Source organism: Neobacillus drentensis (assembly GCF_036962765.1).
GTDB lineage: Bacteria > Bacillota > Bacilli > Bacillales > Cytobacillaceae > Neobacillus > Neobacillus drentensis_C.
Map to the genome: position 1 here is coordinate 39,379 of NZ_JBALOS010000042.1, position 12,337 is coordinate 51,715.

Genomic DNA, 12,337 nt, shown 5'->3' on the forward strand with positions numbered 1-12,337 from the left:
TCCCTCTCTTTTAAGCTTCTACTTTTAATTTTTCTTGGTCTCTTAATACGCGTCGAAGTAGTTTTCCAACTGAAGATTTAGGCAAATCAGTACGTATTTCTACTTCTTTTGGCGCCTTATATGGGGCAAGGTTTTCTTTGCCAAACTGTTTGATATCCTCTTCTGTAATGGCATATCCATCTTTCAATTTGACAAATGCCTTTACTGTTTCCCCACGATAGGAATCCGGAACTCCAATAACAAGCACCTCTTCGATTCCTTCGAGTTTATAAAGCACATCCTCGATTTCACTAGGATATACATTGTAGCCGCTCGCAATGATCATATCCTTTTTCCGATCTACGATATAAAAGTATCCTTCTTCATCCATTTTTGCGATATCTCCTGTAAACAGCCAGCCGTCTTTTATTACTTCGGCCGTATCTTCTGGGCGGTTCCAATACCCTTTCATGACCTGTGGACCTTGGATTATTAACTCGCCTTCTTCTCCAACAGGCGCATCGATATACCCATCCGGGGTCTGATGGACAATTCTGGCAATTGTACTTTGGACTGGTATTCCAACACTTCCATATTTCCTCGGTACAAATGGCGGACTAAAGATGGCTGTTGGTGCTGTTTCAGAAAGGCCATACCCATCCAGTAACCTTGCACCTGTTTTCTTTTCAAACATTTTTACTTGTTCTACGGGTAGTGGCGCACCGCCGCTGCTTAAGTAATACATTTCATTAAAACTACATTTATCTAAATCTGGCTGGCTATTTAATGCAAAATACATGGTTGGAACCGCTGACATTTGGAACGGCTTTTCACGGTTAATCGTATCCATTACCTCTTTAACATCAAAACGAGGTAAGACGATTTGATTAGCCCCCTCCCTAATTCCACATAGCGCCACACTAGATAATCCATATACATGGAACATTGGCAGGACAGTAATCATTTTTAAGTTTTCCGGTTTATTATCACAAGCATTATAGGCAAAATCACAAACTTGGTTGAAATTGGCTAGTAAGTTGCGATGAGTGAGCATGACACCTTTAGATACACCTGTTGTCCCACCAGTATATTGTAAAAGGGCTACGTCCTCGTATTGGTCAATCTCGACCTCTGGGATAGTTACGTCCTCATGTAAAAATTCATCAAAATATTGGTCGCCAGCAGCAAGATCAACTCTCGTTCCACCGAAACTTACTACGATAACCTTTTTTAAGGATGTATTGGATTGCAATTCTTTTATTTTTGGATAAAATGCATCGAATGCGACTATGTATTCCGAGCCAGAATCATTTAAAACGTGTTCTATTTCTCTTTCTACATACATTGGATTAACTTGAACAGCTATTCCACCTAGTCGAAAAGTACCGAATAGCGTGAAAATGTAATGAGGGGAATTAGGAAGCATTATAGACAGACGGTCACCCTTAGTAAATCCTGCCCTATGTAGGGCTGCAGCAAATTTATCGGTGATCAGTTTTGTATCATTATAGGTCCAAACTTTTCCGTAAAAGGTGAATGCAGGATTACTATTATAACGTTTTACTGAACCATGTAAAAAATCATAAAGTGAATTGTGCTCAATGTTTACATGCTCATTAATTCTTGGATCATAAATTTTTAACCACGGTTTTTGCTGATAAACCATTACTACGATGCCTCCTCAAGATTTTTAAAGTCTAATAGTAAATATTCCATTTATAAATAGCTGCAAATGCTTCGAAGTGGTCATCAATAATCATTAATTAGAATATTAATATAGTTACGATTATTGTAGTAAAATAGAACTTTGTAAACCTTCCTCTTTCGACAAAATTCTACAAAAATCCCTATCTGTTGAATATAACGAAAACAAACCTTTATACATCAAGTAACAGTTTTCGAAAAATTTACACAATTATGTGAATATTGACGAAAATTGTCGGAATATTTTTTCAGTTACCTTGTAGCGAAATGGTGTAATTTGTAAATAACAACCGAAAAAACCATTCATCCCACCACTTCCAAAAGATCCATAAACAAAGAAATTAGTATTCCCCTATAATACTTTTCAGTGCAATTCTTGGTGTCATTTTTGGTGTCAGGCACCAAAGAAAGACACTTGTCCATACATAAGGGACACAAAAAATAATTCTTTTGTATTATTCTGAATTTTATAAAAATTAATACTTTACAAATTGTAGAAAGCCCTTATATGATATATAGCAAATAGGAGGGGTATATTTGAGTAGAGTTTCTATTAGTTGCTCTGACATTCCTTACTTGCGGTTTGGTGATGGGGAACCTTTGGTTTTTATTCATGGTCTAGGAGAGGTAAAGGAGGGCTGGCACAATCAATTTGAATTTGCGGATCAGTATGACTTGATTATCCCTGATTTACGAGGTCATGGTGAGCATATTACAAATGATAAAATTTCTATCCCGCACTTTGCCCGTGACATTATTAATCAATTAAATGATCTCAATATCGAAAGCGCTCACATCTGTGGTTTATCGATGGGCGGAATGGTGGCGCAGGAAATCTACCGTCAAGCACCTCAAATGTGTCGAACGCTCATGCTGGTAAGTACCTTTCATTTTATTCCAAAGCATCTAGCTAATTTAATCATAAACTATCGCAAGGTACGGTCGCTTTCAAGAACCCCAAGTATCTCCAAAACCACGGCCGCACGTATTTCACTTACTTCCTGGAAGGGAAAAGTATATGAAGACTTCCTTAAATTTCACAACCCTAATGATGATGTATTTCTAAAATCTGTTAAAGCCTGTTTTGAAGTGAATAATTTGAAACTGCTACCTAAAATTAAAGTCCCGACGTTAATCATGGGCTCACAATATGATTCAGTCATTCCTGTATGGATACAACTACTTATGCATAAAAAAATCCGCCATTCTGAATTTGTCATCATGAGGAATACTGGCCATATTGCAAAATTAGAACAAAAAGATGCATTTAATAGAATTCTACGCAATTTTTTGAAGAAACACTCAAAAGCCAGTTAGAGAGGGGGCGGATTCTTTCCTCCCTTCTTCTATGTTCTTTACTTAGGCATATTATCATATAATTTACCGTTATCTTTAAAAAGGAGGATTGCTGCAAATGCCACATACTACTGAGAATGGTATAAATCTTTATTATGAGGTTCACGGAGAAGGGGAACCTCTACTTTTAATTATGGGGTTATCACTGAACTCAAAATCTTGGTTTAGGACACTCCCTGCTCTAAGTGAGCACTTTAAAGTTATTATTTTTGATAATCGTGGTACAGGTCTCAGTGACAAACCTAATACTCCCTACTCGATTGAACAAATGGCTGAAGATGCAAGGTGCGTCTTGGATACAGCCGGCGTAGACTCAGCCCATGTATATGGGATTTCCATGGGTGGAATGATCGCACAAAGATTAGCCCTTACGTATCCTTCACGAGTCCGATCGCTTATCTTAGGTTGTACAACCTCTGGCGGAGCAAATCATGTCCAACCGAGTGCAGAAGTCTCGATGCTAATGCTTTCAAGGGGCTCATCCATTGCAACACCAGAAGAAATGGCTTGGGCCACCGCTCCAATCCTATATAGTCAAGCATTTATAGAAAATCAACGAGAATTAGTAGCAGAGGACATACAAAGAAGAATCGAGATACCTGTTCTTCCTTATGCCTATATACTTCAGCTCCAGGCCTGTTTAGCCCATGATACGTCCAACGAGATAGACCAAATCCAAGTGCCCGCCTTGGTTATCCACGGCGATGCCGATAAGTTGGTTCCCTATCAAAATGGGATTAATTTAGCTGAAAAAATTCCAAATGCTGAATTTTTGACCATTCAAGGTGCTGGTCATATTTATGTAACAGAAGCAAATGAGTTGGTAAATGAAAAAGTGCTATATTTCTTAAAAAACCAATAGTTTTTTTCATAAAAAAATGCCCGTTCAAGTGTTGAACGGGCATTTTCACATCGTTTCTTATATCTGCTTATCAAAGAGATGCCTTCAAAAAAAGAAAAAATATCTTTCAAATTATACTTACTGACAGTTAAACTTTTACCTTAGCTATCTCTTCATCTTGTAGGACTCTCCTAAGCCATTTTCCCACCGATCATTTTGGTAATTCGACAAGGATTTCGACCTCTTTTGACGCCTTGTTCGGTGCTAAATTACCATTTGCAAACTGAATAACTTCTTCCACAGAGAGTGTATAACCTTCCTTAAGAATGTCCAAAGGAGAAAACGAGCAGCAAATTAGTTTACCTGAATTGAAAGATCAATCGTTCTAAATGCTATTAGAAATGTTGCTAAGGAGAATACGGCTTCACTTAACCCAAAAATGAAAATCGAACTCCCGAAAATCAATACGTTAAATAACAGGATAATCTGCCCGATTGAGAAAGAAGAACGTTTACTTAACATAATAGCTAACACTTCTGTCCCATCAAAACATCCACCGAATCGAATGGTGATCCCGACCCCCAGACCTAAACTAATTCCGCCAAGGACAATAACTAGAACTGGATTGGAGGTAATGACAGGAAGAGAATCTAATAAATAGGTTTCAAAGGATAGAATAAGAATGGCAAAGAGGCTGAGGAGGAGAAACCTTTTTCCCAGAAATGTATAGGCAAGTAAGAAAAAAGGAGTGTTTAATATTAACAAAAATAATCCTATTTCTTGCTGGGTAATATGTGCAAGCAGGATACTAATCCCAATGATTCCTCCATCAATCACATGATTTTTCACCAAAAATAATTGTAAGGATAAGGATACAAGTGTAGCACCTAAAAAAATAAACCCTAACCGTTTATAAAAAGGACTTACACCAGATCTACTTAAGTCAATATAAAATTTTATCCTATACCTATGCATACTTGTCCCCTTTTTATCACCAAAATACGTAATTAGATTTAGTTAAATTATATTCAAGTAAATCTGAAACATGCTCTCCTCCCCAATACAATAAAAAAAGAACCCCATTACAAATGGTTATTTGTACGAGAGCTCTTTTCTAAAAGTCAATATTTAAATGGTGTCAGTCACCATCACGCCTGTGCAGTAAGCGGATGTTTAAATTCATTTGGAAAAGGGACGTTGGTTAAATTCTTAATAAAAAGAACATTGTTGGTTTTATAAAGCTGCTTTTCAAATGATAACTCTTGTTCATCGGGATGAAAATGGAAAATTACTTTCTTGACCTTAGGTGGGACAATCGTGCTCAAGACTGTTTGAATGTTTACCTTCTCATGACTGATTACGTCATAAAGATGTAAACGATCACCATCCAATTGAAAGATAACCAGTGCATTTTCATTCTCAAGATAGTAAAGGTCCTGACTAAAAACCATCGTACAATAAAACATCAGAAGTTCCTCACTACTTGAGGTTCCGAATATATTCGAAATGACCTTTCGATTCTTTGCTAAATTATAGATGAATGTTAAATCCACTGGATTCCGAGCATCTAATTTTTTCATTTCAGAGGGATATGCAGGATGGTGGCTATAGTCCAATATATATTGCACTTCATCAGTAGCATGAAATCCGAATTTCGGATAATAGTCCAATACAGTTTGATTGGCAAACAAATAGACTATATCGATATGTTGATAATCGTCTAACACCATTTCCATCAACCGTCTGGATAAACCCTTATTTCGATAATTAGGATGTGTCATGACAGTACCTAATTGGATTGCTTGTTTTTCCTCAGCATTTATTACCAAATTTAATAGATTTACAGATACATTGGCAACCACTTGATTATGATCAACAAATGAATACGGCATATACTTCTCTGTCCAATATCCATTTTGGTACCAATTTTCAAACTCGATTCCAAAGGTATTTAGGGCCAACTGATTAAAACTTCCCCTTAATCCCATGTTATCTTGATAGTTTTTGATAAATGACAACGTTTTCAACGGACTCCTCCAAGTTAAAATTCAAAAGGACGAGTCTCTATCGACTTGTCCTTCTATATTTTATTGCTATTTTAGCATCTTAAATACTTGTTCAACATCTTTATCGCCGCGTCCTGATAAGTTAACAATTAGCACATCATCGTTAGATAATTCTTTAGCAAGCTTTATAGCATATGCTACGGCATGAGAACTTTCTAACGCTGGGATTATTCCTTCCGTCTTGCAGAGCAATTGAAATGCCTCTAGTGCTTCTTGCCCGGTAACTGATACATACTCGGCGCGCCCGCTTGTTTTCAAATAGCTGTGCTCAGGACCCACACCAGGATAGTCTAGCCCTGCCGCAATCGAGTACGTCGGTTTGGGATTTCCGTTTTCATCCAATAACGTTAAACATCTAAAGCCATGAATCACGGCTGGAACCCCTTCAGTCAGTGTTGGAGCTTCAGCTGGTTCAACCCCAATTAAGCGCACATTTTTTTCGTCAATATATTGGGCAAAAGCACCAATAGCATTACTTCCTCCTCCCGCACAGGCAATCACTGCTGTTGGCAGTTTTCCTTCCTTTTCAAGAATCTGGCGCTTTGATTCCTCACTAATAATCGCCTGGAAATGTTTGACCATCGATGGATATGGATGTGGTCCTACAGCCGAACCTAATAAATAAAAGGTATTTTTATAGTTTTGCACTAAGTCACCCAAGGCTTCGTCAACAGCATCCTTTAAGCGGCCCTGGCCTTTTTCAACAGGTACAACTTTTGCACCCAATAATTCCATTCGGAAGACATTGAGCGCTTGGCGTTCCGTATCCAATTTACCCATATAAATAATGCATTCCATTCCAAACATGGCGCATGCTGTTGCAGTTGCCACACCGTGTTGTCCAGCTCCCGTTTCCGCGATAATTCGCTTTGCACCCATTCGTTTTGCTAAAAGAATTTGGCCGATTGCATTATTAATTTTGTGTGCGCCAGTATGGTTTAAATCTTCTCGTTTCAGATAAATTTTTGCCCCTTGATTTTGCTTGGTTAAATTTTCTGCAAACGTTAATGGATTCTCCCTGCCTATATATTCCTTTAAATAATAGTTGAATTCCGCAATGAATTCCGGGTCATCTTTATAACGATAAAATTGCTCTTCTAATTCGTTCATTACTAGTTGCAAATCCTCAGGAACAAAACTTCCTCCAAACTCTCCAAAATAACCCTTACTTTCCACACTTAGTCTCTCCATGCTCATCTCGACTCCTTTAAAACTATTATTTTGAACCAGGTACCATCACAATTGACTGAATATTCCTTAAATTATTTTATCATACTGTCCACTTTCTGCAAACCTTATCTCTTTATCCTAATAGAAAAAAGCCTACACACACCGTGTAGACTTCTTTTTCACTGAATCCTAAAAAAACAATTCCTTATTCATATCGTAGTGAATCAATTGGATCAAGTTTTGAGGCCTTATTTGCCGGCAGTAGACCAAAGACCACACCAATTACCATTGAAAACAACACTCCGCCTAACACGACTTGCCAAGATACTAAGGATGGCCAGCCGGCAAAGAAACTGACTACTGTCGACGTTCCCCAGCCAAGTAAAATTCCGAGGATACCGCCAATGAGAGTAAGTGTCATTGATTCTATTAAAAATTGAGTCAGCACCTGTCCACGAGTAGCCCCTAGTGCCATACGGATCCCAATTTCCCTTGTTCTTTCGGTTACGGAAACGAGCATGATATTCATAACACCAATTCCACCAACAAATAAGGAGATTCCAGCTATACTCCCAATAATTAAGGTCATGATTTTTGTAATTTGTCCCACACCTTGAGCTATTTCTTCCATATTGATGACTTGGTAGGATTTTTCCGTATTATGCAGATTATTTAATAACTTAGCAGCCTTTTTACCTGCAACCTGCAGCTGTTCAGCAGACGCTGCTTGCAAGGTTACCTGGGTAAAATCACTGCTTCCGTATATGGTTTTCCAAGTTTGGAAAGGTATATAAACCTCCATGGATCCAAACGAAAGAAGTCCGGTTGGTTTTTCTAAGACCCCAATGATCTCGATGGGTTGATTGCCAACCATAACAACCCGTCCGACAGGATTTTTCCCTTTAAAGAGTTCCTCTTGCAATTTGTTACTGACTAACGCAGCGCGTCGGCCACCAAGAAAATCAGATGCTGAAAAATTCCGCCCTTTGGCAACCTTCAGCTTATTTAATTTAATATAGGCCTGATTAACACCCGTTGTAGATGCATCCACGTGATCCTTCTGAAATTTAACAGACGACAATTTGGTGCTTGATGCTACCACACTTTTAATTTCCGCAATTTGCTCAAGCGCCCTAATATCCTCCTGTTTGAATGGAGCTTGCTGAAATATATTAGGGTTTGCGCGAATTTCTTCATCGGAGGGCTGATAAAATAACTCAATCGTATTCCCTGGACCAGTAATTTGTGATTTCAGCATCGCTTCTCCACCTTGTCCAATGGCCACTACAATAATGACAGCCCCCACCCCAATAATGATCCCAAGCATCGTAAGAATACTCCGCATCTTATGGGCTTTTAAGGAACTTAACGCCATAAAAAGATTCTCCATAAAACTCATATGGCTGGCCCCCTCACACCATCAGAAGGACACTGAATCATTCCATCTCTAACCAGAATCGTTCTGTTTGCGTATTCTGCTACTTCTGATTCATGGGTAACGATAATTATAGTCACGTCTTCATCATTAAGTTCTCTAAATTGTTCCATAATGTCCTTGCTTGTTTTCGAATCAAGGGCACCTGTTGGTTCATCCGCTAAGATAATTTTGGGTGTATTAACAATTGCTCTCGCAATGGCAACACGTTGCTTTTGTCCCCCAGATAAGGCATTAGGGAGATGGTGCATTCGGTCAGCGAGACCAACTTTCTTTAATGCTTCTTCCGCACGGGCCTGGCGCTCTTTTTTTGAAATGCCTGCATAAATCATCGGTAATTCTACATTTTTTAACGCCGTCAAGCGAGGGAGCAAATGAAACTGCTGAAAGACAAAACCAATCGACTGATTTCTAACCCGTGCCAATTCCTTGTCATTATAATGCGACACATTTTCCCCGCCAAGATAATACTCTCCATCAGTCGGTTTGTCCAAACAGCCGATAATATTCATTAAGGTTGATTTTCCTGATCCAGATGGACCCATAATGGCAGCAAATTCACCTTCATGGATGGTTAAACTGATTCCATTTAAGACTGGTACACTTTCTTTTCCCAACAAAAATGATCTTGTAATGGACTCTAACTGGATCATTTAACTGTCACTTCCAGCCCATCCTTTAATTTGTCAGGTCCATTCACGATGACTTTGTCTCCTTTTGAAACACCTTCAAGGATTTCTATTTTCTTACCTGATGTAATGCCGGTTTTAACATTCTGCTTTTGTGTTTTTCCATCCTTGACAAGATATACATAGGGCTTATCTCCATCATCAAATAACGCATCGAGCGGCAGGACCATCGCTGTTTTTTTGTCAGTTTCAATCTCCATAATGACTTGGAAACCTGGTTTTAGTGTGGTTGTATCACCGGAAATCTTTACTGTTACAGGATACTGAACAGCCTGGGAACCATTTTGCAAGTTTGCTTGGTTCTGTTCTGGCAAAATAGCAGTCTTAGTAATTTCACCTTGCCACTCTTTTCCAGGAACGGCATCTGATTTGATCAACACTCTTTGTCCCTTACTAACTTTAAGGGTATCGTATTCTGACAGTAGTCCAGAGACAGTCATTCCTTCTAGCTTACCAATATGTATAATAGGCTCGTTTGCTGCTTCCATCGATGATGCAGCAGGCTTTTTCGCTGCTAAAACAATACCAGAGATTATACTCTTAATCTCTAAATCTTCCTGACGCGTGCTAATTAAATCTTTTTGAAGTTCTGTTTGCTTAAGTTCGATGTCCGCTAACTTTTTTTCCATCTCAAGTTGGTCAAATTCAGGGGAAAGCTGTTTTTGGGCTTCCTTTTTACCAACCTGCTCACTTAAGGTCTTTTCTTTGTCCTCGAGTTGCTCTAGTTTCTTTTCGATTTGGTTTATTTTTAAATTAGCTGATTCGACCGCTAATTTATTTTGCTCAATTTCCAACTCAAGCTGCGGATTTACAAGTTTGGCCAAAACCGTTCCTTTCTTGACTGTCTGGCCCTCCTTGACTAGCAGTTTCTTGATTTCGCCTTTGTCTGGAGTCGCATACACAATTTGTTCTTCTGGAAGTTTCACTGTACCTGGAATCATCAACAGGGAGGAGATTTCCTCTTCGCTGATTTCTGTCGTTTTAACGGCAGGTCCCTTTGCCAGAACCTGCCGGTAGACACTTACAGAAATCATTATGATAATCAAACTAATTATACCTAGGGTAATCCATGTTTTCTTTTTCATTATAACTTCGGCGCTCCTTGTAATAGGGTACCGACCAAAGCAAAGCCAATACTAATGAGGAAGAAAATGATCGCAACCGTCCATGCAAGACCTTTAGAAAGTTGAGCTGTTTTATGAAGTCCTAGTGCAGTTAATACTGCGGACCAGATTCCAAAAACCTCTATAGAGCCTAAAACTCCTGCTTTTTCCTGATTGAGAAGACCTGCTAAACTAGTAATATATATTTCTGGATCCCCGCCGATGGCATACCTAATTCCCATATTCAAGATAAGACCTGCTGCCCCGATAATCATGATAAAAGTATTCATAGAAAGTAATTGTTTAAAAGAAACAGTGGAACTAGCCATTTTGGCAATTGCTAATTGAATAGCACTGCTAATTAAAACACCAATAATAGGCGCAATGATGCCTGTAACAGCTACTGTTACCTTTGTAATGGTTAACACCAAATCAACTTGATCTTCCGGCACTCCCTGTTCAATTAAAGTATTTGCGTCCATAGATAGCGCCATAAAGGCCATTCCAATTACATAGAGGATACTAATAATAAATAGTGGTACCCAAACTTTCGGACTTTGCTTAATCCGTTCAAACTGTACACCCGGACTCGTAAACATTCCCAATAACTTTGGACTCTCATTCATCGTTTTTACTTCTTTTTGCAATTCCATATTCAACACCCCTTCTTTCCACATATGTAAAATATTCCTATTAAGTATACGATAAAATAAGTCGAAAGTTTCATTTTTTTCAATGTATGATTGTGGTGCCTAACAACAAAAAAATACTATTATTTGTCTTCTATTCCAAGTATTTGATATAATTTTAGTTATACTAATTGAAAAAAGGGGAAAATAATGTCAAAAAGAAAATTCCAATACGGGTTAATCCAGATCCTATTGATATTAACGATCATCTTTGTGTCAACCAAAATTTCATTTTTATTTATGCCAATTGGTATCTTTTTTTCTACTCTTTTTTTCCCAATTCTGATTACTGGGTTTTTATTTTTCTTATTAAACCCAATTGTTAATTTTCTTCAGCGCCAAAAAGTGCCAAGAATTCTTGCCATCCTTATTATTTATGTAGTATTTATTGGCATTCTTGTATTAGCCATTGGCAGCTTGGTTCCTGCCATCACGAATCAGTTTAACGCACTTGCGAATGCACTTCCTGATTACACCAACAAGACCTTGCAGTATTTTGATAAGGTATCTCGAAGTTCTGAATTTAAATGGATCATAGAAGAACAAAATGATTTATTGGAAACTGGGAAACAAAAACTGATTGCCTATGCAAATACCTTACCTGACCGAGTCACTGGCGGTATTTCGAATATCCTTGGAGTGTTTGCTAATATTGCGGTCATTCTAGCGACTGTTCCCTTTTTATTATTCTATATGTTTAAGGACGGACATAAATTCCCAAAGGCTGTAACTAAATTCCTTCCTGTAACATATAGAGAAGCAGGGTTGCTTATGTTGAAAGAGACAGGTGAAACACTTTCCTCTTATATTCAAGGACAAGTTATTGTGGCCCTGTCAGTAGGGATTCTTGCTTTTGTTGGTTATCTAATTATTGATTTGCCATTTGCTCTAGTTATGGCATTACTTGTCGCGTTTACCAACATCATTCCTTATGTGGGCCCTATTCTCGGCGGTGCACCTGCTGTGATTATTGCTTTATTTGATTCACCGACGAAGGCTTTATTAGTAGTTCTGATTATCGTTATTGCCCAGCAAGTTGAGAGTAATGTATTATCTCCGCTCATCCTTGGAAAATCACTTGATACCCATCCAGCCACAATTATTATTGTCCTGCTCGCTGCAGGAAATTTAGCTGGAATCTTGGGGATGGTTTTAGCAGTACCGTTTTATGCTGTAGTTAAAACGATTGTTTTAAATGTAATAAAGTTTCTACAGGCTCGAAAAAGGGCCACCCTATCAAACTAGGCATAGGTATCCAATAAAAAACAGATGGAATGCAAAAACGGTTAGGAGAAATTTCTCCTA

The 12,337-nt window shown here is 38.3% G+C and carries 11 protein-coding genes; 3 read left to right on the forward strand and 8 right to left on the reverse strand.

What is annotated here, in order from left to right; all coding sequences use genetic code 11:
• Positions 1–10: 10 nt before the first annotated feature.
• Positions 11–1,645 (reverse strand): long-chain-fatty-acid--CoA ligase, encoded by a 1,635-nt coding sequence (locus V7137_RS07250; RefSeq protein WP_335697458.1) that lies wholly within the window; start codon positions 1,643–1,645, stop codon positions 11–13.
• Between the two features lie 575 nt (positions 1,646–2,220).
• Here V7137_RS07250 and V7137_RS07255 point away from each other — a divergent pair.
• Complete coding sequence (locus tag V7137_RS07255; RefSeq protein ID WP_335697459.1) at positions 2,221–3,000, forward strand: alpha/beta fold hydrolase; 780 nt, start codon at positions 2,221–2,223, stop codon at positions 2,998–3,000.
• 97 nt (positions 3,001–3,097) lie between these two features.
• The gene (locus V7137_RS07260) at positions 3,098–3,901 is read left to right on the forward strand and encodes an alpha/beta fold hydrolase (protein WP_335697460.1); all 804 of its coding nucleotides are present in this window, start codon (positions 3,098–3,100) and stop codon (positions 3,899–3,901) included.
• 333 nt (positions 3,902–4,234) lie between these two features.
• On the opposite strand, the gene V7137_RS07265 is transcribed toward V7137_RS07260, so the two are convergent.
• The 7 genes from V7137_RS07265 to V7137_RS07295 all read right to left on the reverse strand — a co-directional run bounded on the left by V7137_RS07265 (position 4,235) and on the right by V7137_RS07295 (position 10,996).
• Positions 4,235–4,855 carry a YitT family protein gene (locus tag V7137_RS07265; RefSeq protein WP_335697461.1) on the reverse strand — a complete coding sequence of 207 codons (621 nt, stop codon included), beginning with the start codon at positions 4,853–4,855 and terminating at the stop codon, positions 4,235–4,237.
• Between the two features lie 173 nt (positions 4,856–5,028).
• Entirely contained in the window at positions 5,029–5,907 is an 879-nt protein-coding gene (locus tag V7137_RS07270) for a GNAT family N-acetyltransferase (RefSeq protein ID WP_335697462.1), read from the reverse strand.
• A gap of 66 nt (positions 5,908–5,973) precedes the next feature.
• On the reverse strand, positions 5,974–7,137 hold the full coding sequence (gene trpB / locus V7137_RS07275; RefSeq protein WP_335697463.1) for a tryptophan synthase subunit beta: 1,164 nt from the start codon (positions 7,135–7,137) through the stop codon (positions 5,974–5,976).
• Between the two features lie 184 nt (positions 7,138–7,321).
• Positions 7,322–8,515 carry an ABC transporter permease gene (locus tag V7137_RS07280; protein WP_335697464.1) on the reverse strand — a complete coding sequence of 398 codons (1,194 nt, stop codon included), beginning with the start codon at positions 8,513–8,515 and terminating at the stop codon, positions 7,322–7,324.
• Positions 8,512–9,204, reverse strand: coding sequence for an ABC transporter ATP-binding protein (locus tag V7137_RS07285; RefSeq protein ID WP_335697465.1), 693 nt, complete (start codon positions 9,202–9,204; stop codon positions 8,512–8,514). The genes V7137_RS07280 and V7137_RS07285 overlap by 4 nt, the downstream gene beginning before the upstream one ends.
• Positions 9,201–10,325, reverse strand: coding sequence for an efflux RND transporter periplasmic adaptor subunit (locus V7137_RS07290; protein ID WP_335697466.1), 1,125 nt, complete (start codon positions 10,323–10,325; stop codon positions 9,201–9,203). Before V7137_RS07290 ends, V7137_RS07285 begins: the two co-directional genes overlap by 4 nt.
• The gene (locus tag V7137_RS07295; RefSeq protein ID WP_335697467.1) at positions 10,325–10,996 is read right to left on the reverse strand and encodes a Yip1 family protein; all 672 of its coding nucleotides are present in this window, start codon (positions 10,994–10,996) and stop codon (positions 10,325–10,327) included. Before V7137_RS07295 ends, V7137_RS07290 begins: the two co-directional genes overlap by 1 nt.
• Positions 10,997–11,182: 186 nt before the next feature.
• Here V7137_RS07295 and V7137_RS07300 point away from each other — a divergent pair, with 186 nt between their 5' ends.
• The gene (locus tag V7137_RS07300) at positions 11,183–12,277 is read left to right on the forward strand and encodes an AI-2E family transporter (protein ID WP_335697468.1); all 1,095 of its coding nucleotides are present in this window, start codon (positions 11,183–11,185) and stop codon (positions 12,275–12,277) included.
• The last annotated feature ends 60 nt before the right edge of the window (positions 12,278–12,337 follow it).